We start from the raw sequence: 18,624 nt of genomic DNA, 5'->3' as shown, positions 1-18,624 counted from the left end.
GGGTGAGGGCGACCGGGCAGCCGCCCCTGCGGTACGGAACCCGGTCTTCTCGAGACGCCTCACCCGCCGCACTCACGATCCGCTCGGTGACCGCCGGAGGAATCCGGCCGGCTACCGTCCCTTGGCGCTACGCCGGCGGTGTGTATTCGGCGACCACGACTATGTAGTTGAGTTCGTTGCTCCTGTGGCCGTCGAGGAACGGCTGCTCCACACCGGTGCGCAGTCCCCACTGGGATCGCAACTCCCAGTGCGGGATGGCCTCGTGGGTCAGGTCCCAGACCTGCGAGGGCACGAGGTGGTTGTCAGCGAGTGCCTTGAAGTAGTCGCTGCGGTTGTTGATGTGGCAGTCGTAGTGGTCGTCGATGGCCTTCACCGCCTCGCTGGTGGTCGACACGGCGTCATTGGCGCACCAGGTGACGCAGACGTAGCGGCCTCCCGGGCGCAGCAGCCGGGCGAACTCCGCGAAGGCCTCCGCGGGGTTGACGTACATGGTGGTCTCGTTGGTGTATACGGCGTCGAACGAGTCGGCGGGCAGGCCGGTGTCGCACATGTTGGCGAACTTGAAGGAGACCTTGTCGTCGCAGCCGTGCTTTTCCTTGGCGAGGCGCTCGGCGAACTCGATGTGGTGGGCGCAGAAGTTGACCCCGACCACCTCGCACCCGAACCGTCGGTTGACGAGGAAGGACGTACCGCCGCGACCCGATCCGCCATCCATCACCCGGGCGTCGGGCGAGAGCGGGGCCAGCCCCCGCAGCACCAGTTCGACCTGTTCGTTCTCCATCCGGGCCATCTCCGCGAGGATCGCCGCATCCCGCTCCGGCTCGGGAACCTCCAGCACGGACTTGTCGTAGCCGCCGACGGCATAGTGGTGGTGGTACAGCCCGTCTTCCTCGCCCAGCAGCAGATTGATCGGGTCCTGGGTCTTGGTTTCGTAGTGGGCCTGCGCCCGGCGCTCGAATTCGGTGCGGACGACAAGGGGGGCCGGGTTGTCGTGGGTAGTGGTCATGACGGTGTACTCCCATTCATATGCCGCCCCTGTCGGGCGGAGCGAGTCATGCTGCGCGATTGACGATGCGGTCGAACAGGGTGGTCAGTTCGGTGGTCGCGGCCGGGGAAAGTCCGGCTCGTCCGAGGTGCTCCACAGCCGAGTCCAGATGCTGACGGGACAGCTGCTGGGCTGAATGGCGGCCACCGGCCTCGTCGATGAGGTCGGCCAACGACTGCAGATGCGTCTCCGTGGTGCTGTCGGCATGCCACAACCGGTTCAATCGGTTGCCGGCCGGGCCGTCGGCGGACAGGGCAACCAATACAGGGAAGGTCAGGTTGCGCCGCTTGAGGTCTCCCCGGAGGGGCTTGCCGGTCATTGCGGGATCGCCCCAGATGTCCTCCACGTCATTGGAGATCTGCAAAGCGATGCCCAAATGCCGGCCCGCGCCGCGCAGGGCGGTCAGGACATTCTCCGGTTTTTCCGCCCGCAGTGCCGGCGTCGCCAGTGAGAACTCCAGCAGTGCTGACGCTTTTTCCTTCACCATTTGCTCGTACGCCGCAGTGCCGGAGCCCGGACCCGGCCGGAGGGCGAGTTCGCGAGCCTGGCCCGCATGAACCAGACTGAGCGCCTCGGCGAAGGAGCGGGCGATTTTCTGGTGGCCGGGGCCGGAGTCGTCCACGACCATCTGCAGCCCGAGGGCCTGTAGCGCGTTCCCGGCGTGGATGGCCAGGCTGACGCCGAATACCTTCCACGCGGCCGCGCGGCCGCGACGCAGCTCGTCCGTGTCGGCGATGTCGTCGTGGAGCAGGGTCGCGTTGTGCAGCAACTCCACCGCTGCCGCCTGGGACTGCACGTCCTCCGGCCGCAGGCCGACTCCATCAGCCACCGCCATCATGAGGCCGGCGCGGGTCAGTTTGCCGTCCCCTCCACTGCTGGGGTCACCATGTTCGTCGATGAAGCCCAGGTGGTAACCGCAGATCCGGGCCAGGGTCGGCTCCAGCGCAGAAACCTGATGCCGAATAACCGGAACTACCGTGGATCGCACCACCCTCGGCGACAGGAGGGCTCGGGACCCGGTGGACGCGGCGACATGTGTACTCATCGCGATTCTCCTCCAGCCGCGCGGGTAAGGCACATGTCATTCGCGAATTGAGCCACTGAACACTCGTCAATGTGCTGAACGTGTCGCATATACATCCTCACGCCTCTTCGCCTCCTGCTCCACTTATCCGTGCAGTAGAAACTCGATTGGCGGTAACGGATTTGAGTCTGGGCGGTCTCTCCCAGCCGTGTCAACGAGGCGGCAATGGGGACTAGGGAAACCACTAGGGGGCGATGTATTTCGAGCCCAACACCCGGGCACCCGCTTCCTGTTCGAGGGCAGAGAACGCACACTGCTGACGACGGGGAAAATCCGCAGCCCCCTCAGCAGAATGATCCGGAAAACCGCCCTAGATCTGTTTGAGCCGCAATGTGGAGTGGATCAGGGTCTCGAACTCCTGATACTCCGGCTCCCCGGGCAGCGACCGTCCGCCCGGGAACGACTGCGCTTCGCGGTCCATGCGTACCCCGTCTCCCGACGCGGTGGACCGGGCGTCCCCGCCGGACCAGACGGAGACCAGCGCAACGGCCTGTTCCGGATTGAGCCGGGGGTCGCACAGGCTGGTGCGGCGGACGGCCTTCCCCTCGTACACGGAGAGGCCCGTGGCACATTCGAGGACGTCGTCCGGGGTGGTCTCCAGGTGCAGTCCGCCCGCCGTGCCGCCGGCGTCGGTCACGGCCCGGAGGAATCCCCGGATCTCCCGTGCCATGGCCTCCAACAGGCGGGTCTTGTGTCCGTCCGGGCCGGTCACGGTGTTCCCGTGCATGGGGTCGCTGAGCCAGATCACCGGGTGGCCGGCCACCCGGACCGCCTCCACGAGCGCGGGCAGCCGGCCGGCCACCCACTCGGCGCCCATCCGTGCGATGAGAGTGAGCCGGCCCGGTTCCCGCAGCGGATCGAGCCGTTCGCACAGGTCGGTGACCTCCTCCGGGGCGGTGGTCGGACCGACCTTCACGGCGACCGGGTTGACGAGCCCGGCGACGAGGTCCAGGTGGGCGCCGTCCAGCCGGCGGGTCCGCTCACCGATCCACGGCCAGTGCGTGGAGCCGAGCCATCGGCGCCCGTCACCCAGTTCACGGATCATGGGCACTTCGTAGTCGAGGACGAGGGCCTCATGGCTCGTCCACAACCGGGACTCGGCCAGGGGCCGGTGACCCGCGGCCGCGGGCCCGCGCCAGCCCAGGTGCTCCATGACATCGCAGGCCGTGAGGTACGACGTCAGCAGGCGCAGCGGATCGTGCCGACGGCTTTCCGGGTCGTGCTCCGGGCCGTTGACCATGTGACCCCGGTAGACCGGCAGTTCCAGCTCACCGATCCGTTCGAAGGGCCTGGACCGGGGCTTGGCGAACTGGCCCGCGATGCGTCCGACCCGTACGACCGGCTTGTGGGTGGCGGCCGTCAGCGTCGCGGCGAGCAGGTCGAGCACCCCGGATTTGCGCGCCACGTACGCGGCGTCGCACTCAGCCGGGTTCTCGGCGCAGTCCCCGGCCTGCACCACCAGGGCCTCACCCCGGGCCACCTGGGCCAGCAGCGTCCGCAGCACGCGCACGTCCTCCGCCCTGACCAGCGGCGGGCGTGCGGCCAGTACCTGCCGGATGCGCCGTACCTGCGACGGGTCGTCCCAGTCGGGTTGTTGCAGGGCCGGCTTACGCATGCCGGTCACGGCGTTTCGCGTCGACGAGCGAGTCCGCGTGCGCGGATTCGGCCGGTACGGGCGCGGCGGCCGGTGTCATGCCGCACCGCTGTGCCGTGCGGCCAGCGTCTGCTTGTCCGGCTTGCCGGCACCGGTGAGGGGCAGCGCGTCATGGAACGTCACCACGGCCGGTACGTGCTTCGGGGACAGTTCGGCAGCGACATGACCGATCAGCGTCGCGGAGTCGGCGGTGCTGCCCGGCCGCACCACGACGGCGGCGTGGAGGTGCTCCACGCGGCCGTCATCGACCACGCAGTACACCGCGGCCTGGGCGACCTCCGGATGCGTCAGCAGCGCGCTCTCCACATCCGTGGGATGGACCTTGATGCCGTTGGTCTTGATCACCTCGCCCATCCGGCCGTGCAGACGCAGCCAGCCGTTCGTGTCGAGAGAGCCGAGGTCGCCGGTGTGCACCCAGCCGTCGCGGAGGGTCACGGCGGTCAGCTCCGGTTCGCCCCAGTAGCCGAGCATGGTGGACGGGCTCCGCACACAGACCTCGCCGATCTCGCCGGGCGGGACGTCCCGTTCGTCGTCCAGGGCGCGGATGCGTATCTCCGCGGCCGGGCGCCCGACGGTCCGGCGGAGTTCCGGGTCGAGGTGGTCCGGCGGGGTCAGGATGCTGATGGGGCTGGTCTCCGTGGTCCCGTAGATCTGGACCAGCACCGGGCCGAACACCTCGATCGCCTCGGCCAGGCGGGCGGGGGCCGCGGGAGAGCCGACGTAGGTGATGTTCCTGATGCTCGACCGGTCGGTGGTGGCGAGGTCGGGGTGGTCGACCAGCATGTACAGCTGGGGCGGGGTGATCGTCAGCGTGGAGACGCGGTGCCGTGCCACGGCCCGCAGCACCGCGCCCGCCTCGAAGCCGTCGTGCAGGACGACCGTTCCGCCGGAGGCGAGCGCCAGGTCGACGACGGTGCCGCTGGAGTTGCTCACCGGAAGGGTCGACAGGTACACGAGGGGCTCCGGGGACCGGAAGCCCACCTTGAGGCCCACGTCGAGGTAGAGACTGCGGACGCGGTACGGCATCGTGACGGCCTTGGGGCTGCCGCTGGTACCGCTGGTACAGATCACCACGGCCGGCTGTTCGGGGTCGGCCTCGACGGCGTCGAGGCCGAAGGCGTCCGGGTCGCCCGACGAGAGGTCCAGCACATCGGGACCGAGGGCGCCGAGCGCGGCGAGACGCGGTGGTCCGGGCAGCCGGTCGCACAGTTCGCGGGCCGCGTCGAGGTTCTCCTCGTCGACGGCGAGGAAGCTCGCCCCGGTCCTGCTGAGGATCTTCTGCCGGGCGGCGGCGGCCATCTGATCGGTCGGATCCACCGCGTTCGTGGACTGCAGGTGGACCAGGGTGGCCCCGGCGAGGTTGGCCGCGTAGCGCAGGATGACGGTCGCCGGGCTGTTGGTGACGGTCAGCACCGCCACCACCGGATGCTTGGCTTCCGCAGTCGGAGCTCGGTACTCCGTGAAGTGATGGCGCAGGCGTTCCGCCGCCGTGAGAACCGCCGTGGAGAACTGGCCTGCGGTGAACTCCTCGCCTTCCCGCCACAGGGCGGTCCGGTCGGGATCGGACGCCAACGCCTCAAGCACCCGGCGGGCGTAATTCTCGTTCGGAGACATCGGGATTCTCTTTCGTCATCCGGTGGGCGGGGAGCCTGAGCCGTCCGCCGCGGGCGGAGGCCGGGCCGGGTCGGCCGGTCAGGCCCGCTGGCGAGTGGGGCGCAGACGAATGTCGTCGAGGTGGACATGCGCCGGGCGTCCGATCACGTACCCGACGACGTCGGCGACGTCCTCCGGGACCAGCAGCGGCCCGTTCTCCTCGGCGATCGCCTCGAACCACGCCGCGTCGTACCCTGCGGCCTCCTGGAACCCGGACCGCACAAAACCCGGTTCGATCAGCGTCACCCGGATGTTGTGCCGGCACACCTCCTGCCGCAGCGCCTCCACCAGCGAGTGCACCGCGAACTTGGTCGAGCCGTAGACCGGATTCGCTGCCGACACCTGCCGGCCGACGGTCGAGCCGACGACCACGATGTCCCGCACCTGCGCGCCGCCGTCGGCCTCCGCGCGCTTGCGGAACTCGGCACCCACCACGCGGAGTTGGCGCAGCATGGCGAGGTAGTTGACCTCCACCAGCTGCTGCCAGCGCTCCGGGTCGGAGCCCAGCACGGTGCCGGGCAGGCCCTGCCCGGCGGCAGCGACGAACACGTCGGCCGGTCCCCACTCCGGCTCGGCCGCGGCCAGCAGTTCCTCGGTATGGCCGGGCTGTGCGATGTCGCCGGCCACCGGTACCGTCCGGCCCGGCGCCGTACGCAGCTCCTGGGCCAGTTCCGTCAGTCGTTCGGCGCGCCGCCCGGCGGCCACCACGCAGGCGCCCTGATGGGCGAGGTGGCGGACGACGGCGCGCCCGATCCCCGACGAGGCCCCGGTCACGACTGCGATGCGTCGGTCTGTCATGTCGATTCCTTGTCATTCATCGATCGGCTGGCTCATGAGAGGGCAGACCCGGCCGGTGCGGCAGCTCGCCCTGGTCGATCAGGCCGGTCAACCAGACGTGCAGCCAGGAACGGTCCGGTGCGGGGAACGACACGTCCAGCCGGGCGAGCAGGCGACGGGTGCGACTGTGGTCGTAGCGCACATTGCGGTCCGGACGGCTCGCCCAGAAGTGCGCCAGAGCGATCTGTTCGTCGCCGCCGGCCAGATGGTCCGCGAACAGCGGCGCGAAGTCGGCGGCCGCGTCCGGCTCCAGGACGAACCCGAGCTCGCGCAGGGCGGCGAACAGGTCCGCGTAGCGCACCTCGTGGTGCGTGTCGACATGGAAGGTGCCGCCGGAGACCCGTTCGCTCCGCGAGATCGCCAGGATGCCCTCAGCCACCACATCCACCGGGCTGAGCGCCACCGTCCGCGCGCCGACCCCGGGCACCCGGCCGATCCGTACCGCGGCGCGCAGGAGCTGGACCAGCCGGCTGTCACCGCCGTTGCGCTGGAAGCGGCCGGTGACCGAGTGGCCGGTCACGTTTCCGGACCGGTAGACGAAACCCGCGCCGCCGGCCGCGGCGAACTCGTGGACGATCCGCTCCGCGTCGTACTTGCTGCGCTCGTACTCGTTGAGGAAGCGCTGGCCGATGGTGAGGCTTTCCTCGGAGAAGACCGCCGGTTCACCCTCCGGCCCGGTACCGCAGACCGCGAGAGTGGACACATAGTGCAGGTCCTTCGGCCGGCCGGTGGAGGCGAACGCGACGACCGCACGCACCGGTTCGGTGTTGAGGCGGGTGAAGCTCTCGCGGTCGCCGAACAAGCGGGTATCGGCGGCGAGGTGGTAGACGGCATCGACCTCGCGGACCAGCCGTTGGTACTCCTGATCAGGCAGGCCGAACGCGGGCTCGGCGAGGTCACCGGTCAGCACGGTGAGCCGGTCGGCATAACGGTCGACGTCACCATCGGGCAGGTACCAGGCGAGCGTCTCGCGCAGCCGCTCGGCGGCCGGGCGGCCGTCGCGGTCGCGGACCAGGCAGTGGATCGTGCCGCGGGTACGGGTGAGCAGCAGGTGCAGGAGGTGGGCACCGATGAAGCCGGTGGCCCCGGTGAGGAGGACGGTGCCGTACTCACGCACGCCGGTCCGTCCGAGGCCGCCGCCGGCCGGCGGTTCGCAGCGCAGCGTGCGCGGGACGTGGACGAGCAGACCCGTGGTGGAGCCGGGCTCCACCACGAACTGGCCTTCCTCCGGCGGCAGTCCGGCCGCCTCCAGCAGATGTGCCCGGGTACCGCGTGCCAGGTCGGTGAACTGCCCGGAGTCGTGCGGGCGCGCGGGGTGGGACAAGTCGGCGACCAACTGGCCGTCGTGCAGGCGCGCGGTGAGCTTGAGGGCGTAACCGCGGTCGTTCTCCGGTCCACGGACCGGTCCCTGCCGGAACCGTGAGGGCGACAGCCGCAGCTCGTCGTCCTGAGGGAGGGCAAGCGTGCCCAGGTAGTTGAAGCACACGTCGGCGCGCTGTGGCTGACCGTGGAGCCCGTAGGCGACGCCGAGCCGGGGCACCTCCGCCAGCGCGGCCTCAGCGGCCTTGACCGTAGCCGTCATGTCGTCGGCGACGGCAGCGATGCGGAGCGGAAAGGTGGAGGTGAACCAGCCCACCACGCGGGAGACGTCGAGGGCCTCGTCAAGGGGGAGTCGTCCATGGCTCTCGATATCCACCACGACCTCGTCGGTGCCGCGCGCGGTGGCCAGTGCTTGGGCGAAAGCGCCGAGCAGGAGGGCATGAGGGGGCAGACCGGTGTGATGCAGCGCCTCGGTCTGGGCGCGGGACAGGCGGAACCAGATCGTCTCGGCCTCGCCCTCGCGGTTGTGGCCGATGGCGGCAGGGGCTGGGGGCGAGGTGGCGACGTCGCCCCAGAATTCGAGGTCGTCGGCCAGGACGGGGGCCTGGGCACGCAGGTGGGCCGCCCAGTCGCCGAAGTCGGTGGGTGCGGGAGCGAGCGACGGGGCTCCGCCGCGCAGCCGTTCGGCGTAGCAGTGGGCCAGGTCGCTGGTCACGATGCGCCAGGAGACGGCGTCGACGCACAGGTGGTGGGCCACCAGTAACAGGTGGCTCCGTTCCGTGCCGAGGAACAGATGGGCCTGCAACAGGGTGCCGTCCGCGATCCGGATCCTCTGCTGGCAGGCGGTGGCGGTCTCCTCGATGTGCCGTTCCGCCTCCCCGGCGGCGGTCGGCAGGGTGGAGCTGGTGAACGGAGTGCCGGGCTCGGTGAGCACGCGGCGGACACCGTTCGGTCCGGGGCGGAAAGCGGTGCGGAGCAACGGATGCAGTCGCACCACGTCGGCCACCGCGGCGGCCATGATCTCCGGCCGGACGGGCGGGTCGGCGTCCAGCAGCAACGCCTGGTTCCACTGGTCGGGCTGGGGGAAGTGCTGCCGGAAGAACCACTCCTGGGCGGGGGACAGCGCGGTGTCCCCGGCCGGGACGGGGACCACCGGGCGGTCCGTGGCCTCGGGGCCCTCGCCCGCGGCGCCCGCCCGTAGACGGGCGGCCAGGGCCGCTGCTGTGGGTTCGGCCAGGAAGCCGGCGGCGGATACCCGATGGCCGCGGGACTGCAGGTCCGCGATCACCTGGATGGCGTCGATGGAGTTGCCGCCGGCCGACGAGAAGTCGTCGTGCGGGGTGAAGTCATCGTGACCGAGTTGGCGCCGCCAAGCCGTCAACACCTCATCGAGGAGCGGATCCTCCGAGGCAGGGGTGCTTCGGCGCTCGGTGGGGCCGTCCTCGGCCAGCTGACGCAGCGCCGCGAGGTCGGTCTTGCCGTTTCCGGTCCGTGGGAAGGCGCTGAGCACGTCGATCCGGTCCGGGACCATGTACGAAGGCAGCACTTCCCGGGCCCGGGCCCGGAGAGACGCCGAACTCCCGTGGGTACCAGGCGCGCTGACCACGGCAACCAGCCGGTCCTGCGCGCCGGGCAGCAGCATCGCGAGGGCGTCGGTGACGCCGGGCATCCGTCGCAACTCCGCTTCGACGTGGCCGAGTTCCACGCGGTGGCCGCGCACCTTGACCTGACGGTCGCCGCGGCCGAGGAACTCCAGCACACCGTGGGAGTCGGCCCGGACCCGGTCGCCGGTGCGATAGGCCACGCCGACACCGGGATGCCGCACGGCCACGTCCTCGGTGAACGCCGCCGCAGTGGCCTCCGGGGCGCCGCGATAGCCGAGTGCGACCGAAGCGCCGACGACGTACAGCTCGCCGGTCGCCTCGCGCTCATGGAAGGCTCCGTCCGGTGTGCGGACGAAGAGCCGGTTCGCACCGAGCGGGCGGCCGATCGGTACCGACGCCGCGTCGCCCAGGGCGTCGAGGTCGGCCGTGGAAGTGAGGAGGTGGACGGAGACGCCGACCGTCGCCTCGGTCGGGCCGTAATGGTTGACCAGTGTGGCGGTGATGCCGGAAGCGATGACTCTGCGGGCCAGCGGCAGGGTCAGGAGCTCGCCGCCGAGCAACAGATGCCGGAGCCTTGGCCGGGTGGCGTCGTCGAGCCCGTGAGCCTGGAACAGGACGCTCCAGTGCGAGGGCGTGGTCTTGAGGACGTCGATGCCTTCCGCCTGCAGATAGCGGAGCAGACCCGCGGGGTCGCGCCGGGTGGCGTCGTCCACCAGATGCAGGGTGCCGCCGGTCCACAGGGCGAGGAAGACGCAGGTGTTGCCGAGGTCGGCGGCGAGCGTGGTGACGTGGGCGTACCGGAGCGGCTCGGAGATGCCGAGGCGTTCGAGCAAGGACTCGGTGTAGTGCCTGACGTTGGCGTGCGTGACCATGACGCCCTTGGGCACCCCGGTCGAGCCGGACGTGTGCAGCACATACGCGGTGTCCTGCGCTGCTGGGCTGGTCAGGTCCCCCTCAGGGGGATCGCCGGCATCCTCCCCGGGGGTGTGCTCATGGACGTCGACGACGTCGAGACCGTGTCGACGTAGTTCGTCGAGGTACGGTGCCGCACCGAATACCAGGTCGGGGCGGGCCGCGGCGAGACGGCCCGCCCCCTCGGAGATTGGATCGGCCAGGTCGACCACGGTGTATGCCGCACCGGCGGAGAGCGCAGCCAGGAGCGCGGCGACGGCCGCAGGCGTACGGTCCAGGTGTACGCCGACGAGGTGTCCGCGGCCGATGCCTCGGTGGCGCAGACGGCGGGCCAGCCGGGAGACCCAGACGTCGAGCTGTGCGTAGGTCAGACGATCGTGACCCATGGCAACAGCCGTGCGGTTCGGGTGAGCCTTCGCGTGCGCTCGGACCTGAGCCGGGAGCATCTACTGCCGTCCTCTGTGTGTCGACTCGTGGCCGGGTGGCTGGTGGTGGGCGTCAGCTCCAGAACAGGAGCGGTTCCTGCGGGCCCTTGGTGACGATGAAGGCGCTGGCACCGACCCGGTGTCCGTCCTTGGCCGGCGTCACCGCATGCAACTGACGGGGGCTGATGAGAATGAGGTCCCCGGCCTCCGGGTGGATCTGCAGCACCGGCTTCTCGATGGAGTCCGGCTCCAGGCCCTCGACCTCAAGGATCCGCTCCTTCTCGTCCGGAGTGGGCTCACGCAACCAGAGCTGGAGATCGCCGCCCTCCTCCGCGGACTCCAAGTAGATGTTGGCAACGAGTTGGTTGAGCACACCCTCGATCTCGGGGGCGTCGGTCTCCTGATCGATCTGGTCGCTGTGCGGCCAGAACTCCGAGGTGTTCGGCTGGAAGACGCGGAGGGCACCGACGAAGCAGGTCCGGCCCCGCAGGCGCAGCAGGTTGGCGCCCGCCGGCCACAACTCCTGCAGCTCCAGCCGGATGCGGTCCACCGGCGCCATGTAGGGATGGAACATCGAGCGGACGTCTTCGATCGCCGGGAGTGCCTGCTCGTGGTATTTCTTCGTCAGCCCCTCGTCCCACTTGGTATCGATGTGGGGCATGTAGACACGGCCGACGCTGCTGGTGTGCTGCTTGTGGTAATGGCCGAGTTCCTGGTGATGGATCGCCTTTTTGGCGACCTCGGCCGCGACCTCGGCCGGGTAATAGCCGCGCACGTGGATCACGGCGATCTCGCGGTTGGCCAGCTGGAGCAGCGTTTCCGTGGTGAGTTCGTGCGCGACCGTGCTTGTCGCGGACCGTATGACATCGGGATGAGTGGTCACGGATGGCTTCCTCTCGGTGGATGGGAAAGGGCTGGCGCGAAGGCGTGACCGTGCTCGGAACTCGATTTCGCGCTCATCCGGGCCGGTATTGATGGCGAGATAAGTACGGATCGGAATGAACGGAATTCGCCGGCCGCAACGGCACGGTCGGTCGGCGAACGGCGAGGTGGACCGCTTGAATGAACCACTGAACACTCGTCAATGCGGTGAAGCTGTTGCGGATGCGTCATCACATCTCTTCGCCTCCTGCTCCACTTCGCCGTGCAGTGAAATCTCTGGAATCCAGTGGCGGTACGGGATTTGAGTCTGGGTGACCTCTCCCGGCCGTGTCAACGATGTGGCAAGGGGGACTAGGGAAACCACTAGGGAGCGATGCATTGCGTTTCAGGTAATTCCCCATTCGAATTCTCCTCATGGGGCGTGGGGCACGGCGCATGGGCAAGCGTTGCCCGTCCGCTCACTTCTGGAGGGCTACGGCTTCGCCCTCGCGGCGGACGGCTCCTCCCGTCAGCCGCCGCCCCGGGTTGGAGACACATGTTGATTCCTCAGTAACCTCAAGAAAAGCTCAGAGATCCCTCCCGGAACGCGCAACGGCGGTTGGAGGCTCTACTCTCCGGATCGAAGGAAGAGCAGGTCACCCCGCCTGCGTCAGACGAGAGGTGCGCATGCGAAACCGTCCGCGGCTCGCCGATCCACCCCCCACCGCCCCCCACGGTGTGCGTGCCACGACCCCCCCAGGGCCGCTCATGACCACCAGGCCCGCCACCGTCCCCGCTCAACTCGTCGGCCGGCAGGCCGTAATGGACACCCTCGACGGACTCGTCAGCCGGCTGCACGACGGCGTCCCGGGCATCGCCGTCGTCACCGGCCCCGTGGGCTCCGGCCGCAGCGCCGTCCTCGACCGGGTCGTGGACCGGGCCCGTGCCTCCGGTCTCGCCGTCGGTGTCGCCCGCTGCTCACCGCGCGAGTCCCAGCTCCCCTACGGCGCCATCACCCAACTGCTGGGCACCCTGTGCCGCCCGTCCCGGATCGGTGCCCTCGCCTCCGGTATCGGCCCCACCCTCCGGCCCACGGACACCGTTGCCCGTATGTGCGACACCCTCCTGGCGCGGTGGAGGGGACGGCCCGTGCTGCTGGCCGTTGACGACCTGCACCTCGCCGACCCCCACTCCCTGCGGCGGCTCGTCGACCTCATCCACCGTGCCCGTCAGGGCGCTGTCCTCGCCGTCGTCACCTCCCCCGTGCCCGTCCGACAGGTCCTCCGAGCGGCCGGGGCGCAGCCGGCGGGTCCCTGCACGGTGCACACCCTGCGCCTCGCCCCGCTCACCGCCACCGAGGCGCGAGGGCTGGTCGAGTCCCGCATCGGCCACCCCGTGGAGCGGTTCGTGCTCACGGTGGCCGACGTCGCCGGCTGGTCCCCCGCCGTCCTGCACGCCGTGGCCGACCGGATCGTTGCCCTCGGCCGCCCCCTGGATGCCGATGCAGTGCCGCAGCTCATCGCCGCCGCCCGCACCACCTGGGCCGGCCGCGCCCTGACCGCCGTGCACGGATTGCCCGGGAACGGCGTCGCCCTGCTGCGCGCCACCGCCGTCAGCGGCCACCGGGCGGAGTCCGCCCGGCTCGCGTCCCTGGCCGGTCTCGACGTCACCGCCTTCACCGACGCCGTGGACGCCCTTCGGTCCTGCGGACTCCTCGCCGACACCGACACCCCCCGGCTGCGTCACCCCTGGTTCGCCGACGAGGTGGTGGCGGGCATGACCGGACCCGAGCGGGACCGTCTGCACCGTCGTGCCGCCCTGCTGCAGGGGCAGGAGGGCGACCGCGTCGGAACCGGCGCCGGGTTACCCGGCGACGTCACCGCGCTCGTGCGCCTGTGGAACGCCTCGGACATCGCCGCCGCCCCGCCCCTGCGGCACGCCGCCGACCTCGTCACCGCGACCCTCAGGCACGCACTGTCCGAGCCGGTGACCGAGACCGAGCGGGCCCGGCGCCTCCTCCGGCTGGCCGCCGCCGAGGCCGTCACCGCCCCCCAGGCCTCGGACGGCCGACTGCGCCAGGTGATGCTGCGCCACCTCAGCCGCGCGACCTGGCCGCACGTGCTCAGCGCCGCCGATCTGCTGCTCAGCCGCGGCGACGCCGAGACCGCCCGCTGGGTGATCGCCGACGTGCACCAGCGGGCCCTCACCAAGATCCCCGACGACGACCTGCACCGCCTGCGCGCCCTCGGCCGGCTCGCCCACAAGGAGAAGGGCGGCCTGCCGCTCGTCGCCCCGCCGCCCGTGCACTTCGACCGCCCCGGACACCCGGCCCAGTCCGCCGTGCACGCCTGGACCCTCGCCACCCGCGGCGAAGACCGGGCCCAGGCTGTCGACCTCGCCCGCGCGGCGCTGGACGCGCCCGCGTCCGTACCGCTCATGTGCCGCACGGCAGCGGTCCGGGCCCTGCTGTGCGCGGACGACGTGCCCACCGCCCTCGACCGCCTCGACGCCGTCGTCGCGGACGCCCGCCGCGACAACGCCCTCGCGGCGGTCGCCCAAGCGCTGCTCTGTCGCGCCGAAGCGGAGGTGCGCCTCGGCCGCGGCGAGGAGGCGCTGCGCCATCTGACCGCCGCCACGCGGGCCCTCCCGCCCGCCTCGTGGCACAGCCTCCTGGCACCTCGGCTCGCCGCCGCCGAGATCCTCGTCCTCATCCGCTGCGGCCGCGTGGCGGAGGCCCGGCGCACCTCGGAACGCGCCCCGAGCCGGTCCGAGGGCCACAGCGTCACCACGGCGTTCCTGCTGTACGCGCGCGCCGAACTCGCCCTCATCGACGGGGAGACCGCCCGGGCCCTGCTGTTGCTCGAGGAATGCGGCCGCATGCTGCGCGCCGAGCGCTGGCGCAACCCGATGCTCTTCCCATGGCGCGGAGTCGCGGCCGTCGCCCACCATCTCCTCGGCGCCCCCGGCACGGCGGCCGAACTCCTCGCCAACGAGCGTGCCGCCGCGGAGCGTTGGGGAACGGCGAACGCCTTCACGACGCTGCGTGCCCGCACGTACGAGGCGCTGGCGGTGCAGGGCGTCGAGATCCCCTGGACGCAGGACGGTGAAAGACCCCCTACGGCGTCCGACGGGACCGGCCCGGAGCCGGACCTTCTCACGCCCTCCGAGCGGGATGTGGCCGCCCTCGTCGTCGAGGGGCTGGCCAACCGTGAGATCTCCCGGCGGCTTGGCCTGGCCACCCGCACCGTCGAGTTACGGCTCACGCACGTCTACCGCAAGCTCGGCGTCAAGGGGCGCGTCGCCCTCGTCGCCCACCTGCGAGCCCGGCAGCAGGACGGCTGATCCGTGCTGCTGGAGCGCGAGAAGGAACTCGCCGTCCTGGACGAGGCGATGGCCCACGCCCGGTCGGGCACCGGAGCCCTCGTCCTTGTCGAGGGCGGCGCCGGCACCGGCACCACGGCGCTGCTCAACCAACTGGCCGACCGGGCGACGGCGGCCGGTGACCTGGTACTGCGCTCCACCGGCACCTCTGGCGAACGCGCCGTCTCCTTCGGTGTGCTGCGCCATCTCGTGCTCCCGCTGGTCGCCGGACGCGACCTGCCCGCCGCGCCGCCGGCCGCCCCGCCGCCCGTCGCCGCCGGCCCGGGCCCCTCGGGGCCGGGCGTCGAGAGCGGCGCCGCCGTCCGCGCCGACACGCTCCACTGGGTGCACCTCCTGTTCGCCGGCCTGAGCGCCGAGCGCACCGTGGTGCTCACCGTCGACGACCTGGGCTGGGTCGACGACGCCTCGCTGGAGGCGCTCGCCCACCTCGCCGCCCGCCTCGACGGACTGCGCCTGCTGCTGGCCGTGGTCCGCAAGGACGGCCCCGGCGCGCGGAGTCCGCTCGTCGGCGAGATCGCCGCCGCCGCCACCCACCGGGTCCGGGCCCGCGGTCTGTCGCGCCGGGCCACGGCAGAGCTGGTGGCCCGCCACTTCGGGCCGGGCTGCCCGGACGAGTTCGCCCGGACCTGTCACGACGTCACCGGGGGCCGGCCCAAGGACCTGAGGACGCTGTGCGGCCGGGCCCGGCTCAGACGGCTGGGCGCACCCCACTGGGACACACCGCGGCTGCGCGCGCTCGGCGAGTCCCTGCGCCGTGAGCGGCTGCGGTCGCTGCTGCGCCGCGAACCCGTCCTGGACTCCTTCCTGAAGGCCGTGGCCGTGCTCCCCGACCACGTCGGCGACGATCTCGTCGCGCGGCTCGCGGGGCTGAGCCCGGTGCAGTGCGAGCAGGCCCGCGAGGCCCTCGCCCACGCGTGGCCGCGGTCGGACGATGAGGGTGAGGCCGCCCACGCGCGCGCGGCCCGCGCCGTCGTCCTGCAGGCCATGGGGGACGAGGAGAGCTCGCGCCGCCACCGGGAGGCCTCCGCCGTGCTCGACGCGTGTGGTGCCGGACCGGAGGAGGTCGCCCTGCCGCTGTTGCACGTCGACCGGCTGGACGACCTGTGGGAGATCCACCAGTTGCGCGCCGCGGCGGCGGCCGCCCGGCGCCGGGGCGCGCCCGGGGCCGCCGTGCGCTACCTCAGCCGTGCCCTGGCCGAGGTGTCCGCCGCCGGCCATGTCCGCGCCGAGTTGCTCTACGAACTCGGGGTCACCGAGCTGGACCTTGGGTCCCCGGTCGCGGGCCGTTGTTTCGTGCAGGCCGCGCGGCTCATGCCCCGGCTGCGGCGGCGCGCCGAGGTCGTCTCCAGCACGCCGATGGACATCGTGCGCAGCGATCCCGAGGTCGCCGCCCTCGTCCGGGAGACGGCCGCCCGTTTCGGCACGCCGCGGGAGACCGACCGGCAGGGCGGGTACCTCGCGATGCGGCTGGAGGCCAGGGCCCGGTACGCCGGCCTCGAAGACCCCGGTCTGGTGGCGTCGGCGGCGCGCCGACTGCACGAACTCGGCGCGCGGCACCACGGCGCCTCGTCGGCCGAACGTGAACTGCGCACCGTCCTCGTGTTCACGGCGGCCATGGGCGGACAGACCGACCACGGCACCGTGGCCGGCACGGCCCGGCAGCTCCTGGAGGAGGAGCCCGCGCACACCGCGCTGTCCGGCCTGGTGCTCGAACTGCTGCCCCCGGTGCTCTCCAGCGCGGACAGCCCGCACCTCGCCGCGTCCTGGCTGGACGCCGCGCACCTGCACACCGCGCAGGAGGGCAACCGCGCGATGCTGTCCCGGATCGAGGCGATGCGCAGTCTGACCCAGGCGGCGCGAGGCGAGGCCGGTCTGGCCCGGGAGTGCGGCGGCCGCGCACTCGCGCTGGGTGAGGGCACGCCGGCCGGGGACAGGGTGCACGCCGCCGTCCCCCTGGGCTTCGTCGCGCTCGAACTGGGCGACGGCGAACTCGCCGGCCAGCTGCTCGACCTCGCCGAACCCCCCACCGACCTGCGGCTGTTCACCCTGCACGGGGCGCTCAACGGCATGCTGGCGGAGGCGCGGGGAGATCTGCCGGTGGCGCTGGCGCACTATCTGGACTGCGGACGCGTCCTGGAACGCGCCGGCTGGGTGAATCCCGCGTTCGCCCACTGGCAGGTGCGGGCCGCGCTGGTCCAGCACCGGATGGGCCGTTCCGCGCAGGCCCTCGCGGTGGCGCGGAGCCATCACGAACGCGCCGTTCGCTGGGGAGCGCCGACCGCTCTGAGCCGCGCTCTGCGGCTGCTCGGCGTCGTCACCGACGGCGCGCCGGGCGTCGCGTTGCTGCGGCAGGCCGTCGACACGGTCGAAACCCAGGGCAGCCGACTGGAGTTGGCCCATGCCCTCACCGAATTGGGCAGGCGCCTGCAACGGGAGTCGGTCCCGGAGGGCGACCGGATACTCAGGCGTGGGCGCCGAATGGCCGCCGAATTACTGAATGCGCCGGCTGCTACGGGGCACGGCGCCACGACCCGCCCGGCGCGGGCGCTCGCGGCCGGACTCACCCCGGCCGAGACGAGAGTGGCGGAACGCGCGGCGCGCGGTCTCAGCAACCGGGAGATCGCCATGGACCTCGAAACGAGTCTACGGGCCGTGGAAAGACACCTCACCAACTCCTACCGCAAATTCTCTATTGCCGGCCGGGAACAACTGGCGGGGGCCATGGGAATGGACGGAACCCTTTAAAGCTTCCCGTCCGCATACTCCGGCAGTCCGCTCCGGGGCCGGGCACTCGGAACCCGAAGGTGAACATTCGTAAGTTACCGGTGAACATTTGTAGGCTACCGAACGGTACCCGGAAAGCCCCAGCATACGGGACCGCAATGCGCACCGAACCACCGCACCTGGGCACCGCAGTCTTAGCCGAGAACAGGACCCGGTGAACCTTGCATGCCTTGACATGCTTTTTCATGCGATGGCAATGTCACGGGAAAGGAACACTCCCCCTTGCGGGATGCACCACTGGTCATGAGTGCTCAGAGAGAGTGGCCCACCCCCATGAACAACGCCGGCCTGAAATCCCCAGAGATCCTCCCCGAAGCGTCGCGCAACTTGTCTGCGGATGTCGACAGCGAGTTAGCGCTTTTCGAACGGTCCCTCGTCTGCACGGCGAACCTTGATCTGGAATTCCGGATAGTGGCGGCCAACCGACCCTTCGCCCGCCAATTCGACTGGCACCCCGGGCACGGTACGGGAAAGGACTTCTGTGAACTCCTGCACCCCAGCGTGCAAAGCAATCTGAGGAACGAGCTGAACCGGCTGGCGGACGGCAAGAATCCTCGGTTCGTCGCCCACTTGGTGGCGGTGGGCGCGCAGGACGCCGTGTTCCGCGGTGAGATGACCGGAATCGCCGTACGCAATGGGGCCGGCCGGGTCGATCGCATCCTGGTGCTGGTCGACCCGGAGGAATCCGCGAACGGTCCGCAACTCGCCGGCGCACGGCGCAATCTGTTCAGTCCCATGCACGCCCGCATCCTGGAAGGTGTGGCATCGGGTGAGTCGACGGGCCAGCTGGCCACGAAACTCTTTCTCAGCCGCGGCGGAGTGGAGTACCACGTCTCCTCGCTGCTGCGGAAGATGAAGGTGACCAACCGGCCGGCGCTGATATCGAAGAGCTACTCCCTGGGGGTCTTCGCCCTCGGTCAGTGGCCCCCGCGGGTGCGCCCGGAGTTCGTGTCCGACTGACCATGGTCACCGAACCCCTCGAAGGGCCCTGCCGCCCCCCGCGGTGGGGCCTTCCGCGTGGCGCGTCGAACCTCCCGGCCTTCCAGGCCCGGCCGGGAGGGCGG

General features: G+C 71.0%; 10 protein-coding genes. 3 read left to right on the top strand and 7 right to left on the bottom strand.

Features of this window, described 5'->3' with window-relative positions; all coding sequences use genetic code 11:
- Positions 1–127 precede the first annotated feature (127 nt).
- The 7 genes from ACFW5B_RS11980 to ACFW5B_RS11950 all read right to left on the bottom strand — a co-directional run bounded on the left by ACFW5B_RS11980 (position 128) and on the right by ACFW5B_RS11950 (position 11,417).
- Positions 128–1,006 carry an SAM-dependent methyltransferase gene (locus ACFW5B_RS11980; protein WP_386437129.1) on the bottom strand — a complete coding sequence of 293 codons (879 nt, stop codon included), beginning with the start codon at positions 1,004–1,006 and terminating at the stop codon, positions 128–130.
- Positions 1,007–1,052: 46 nt separating this feature from the next.
- On the bottom strand, positions 1,053–2,090 hold the full coding sequence (locus tag ACFW5B_RS11975; RefSeq protein ID WP_386437126.1) for a polyprenyl synthetase family protein: 1,038 nt from the start codon (positions 2,088–2,090) through the stop codon (positions 1,053–1,055).
- 349 nt (positions 2,091–2,439) lie between these two features.
- Positions 2,440–3,744 carry a 3-deoxy-7-phosphoheptulonate synthase gene (locus ACFW5B_RS11970; RefSeq protein WP_386437123.1) on the bottom strand — a complete coding sequence of 435 codons (1,305 nt, stop codon included), beginning with the start codon at positions 3,742–3,744 and terminating at the stop codon, positions 2,440–2,442.
- A 75-nt stretch (positions 3,745–3,819) separates the two neighbouring features.
- Positions 3,820–5,397 carry a class I adenylate-forming enzyme family protein gene (locus tag ACFW5B_RS11965; protein WP_386437119.1) on the bottom strand — a complete coding sequence of 526 codons (1,578 nt, stop codon included), beginning with the start codon at positions 5,395–5,397 and terminating at the stop codon, positions 3,820–3,822.
- 78 nt (positions 5,398–5,475) lie between these two features.
- Positions 5,476–6,234, bottom strand: coding sequence for an SDR family oxidoreductase (locus tag ACFW5B_RS11960; protein ID WP_386437116.1), 759 nt, complete (start codon positions 6,232–6,234; stop codon positions 5,476–5,478).
- A 16-nt stretch (positions 6,235–6,250) separates the two neighbouring features.
- Positions 6,251–10,555: an amino acid adenylation domain-containing protein gene (locus tag ACFW5B_RS11955; RefSeq protein WP_386437113.1), complete on the bottom strand. Its 4,305-nt coding sequence runs from the start codon at positions 10,553–10,555 to the stop codon at positions 6,251–6,253.
- 52 nt (positions 10,556–10,607) lie between these two features.
- Complete coding sequence (locus ACFW5B_RS11950) at positions 10,608–11,417, bottom strand: 2OG-Fe(II) oxygenase (protein WP_386437110.1); 810 nt, start codon at positions 11,415–11,417, stop codon at positions 10,608–10,610.
- Between the two features lie 746 nt (positions 11,418–12,163).
- Here ACFW5B_RS11950 and ACFW5B_RS11945 point away from each other — a divergent pair.
- From ACFW5B_RS11945 to ACFW5B_RS11935, 3 genes are all read left to right on the top strand, one after another.
- Entirely contained in the window at positions 12,164–14,737 is a 2,574-nt protein-coding gene (locus ACFW5B_RS11945) for an AAA family ATPase (RefSeq protein ID WP_386437108.1), read from the top strand.
- Between the two features lie 3 nt (positions 14,738–14,740).
- The gene (locus tag ACFW5B_RS11940; protein WP_386437105.1) at positions 14,741–17,521 is read left to right on the top strand and encodes an AAA family ATPase; all 2,781 of its coding nucleotides are present in this window, start codon (positions 14,741–14,743) and stop codon (positions 17,519–17,521) included.
- 312 nt (positions 17,522–17,833) lie between these two features.
- Positions 17,834–18,520 (top strand): LuxR C-terminal-related transcriptional regulator, encoded by a 687-nt coding sequence (locus tag ACFW5B_RS11935; RefSeq protein WP_386437103.1) that lies wholly within the window; start codon positions 17,834–17,836, stop codon positions 18,518–18,520.
- Positions 18,521–18,624: the final 104 nt, after the last annotated feature.

The sequence above is a fragment of the Streptomyces sp. NPDC058773 genome (assembly GCF_042746015.1).
Classification (GTDB): domain Bacteria; phylum Actinomycetota; class Actinomycetes; order Streptomycetales; family Streptomycetaceae; genus Streptomyces.
Note: the sequence above shows the minus strand (reverse complement) of the source record. Positions and strands in the feature narration are given on the sequence as shown.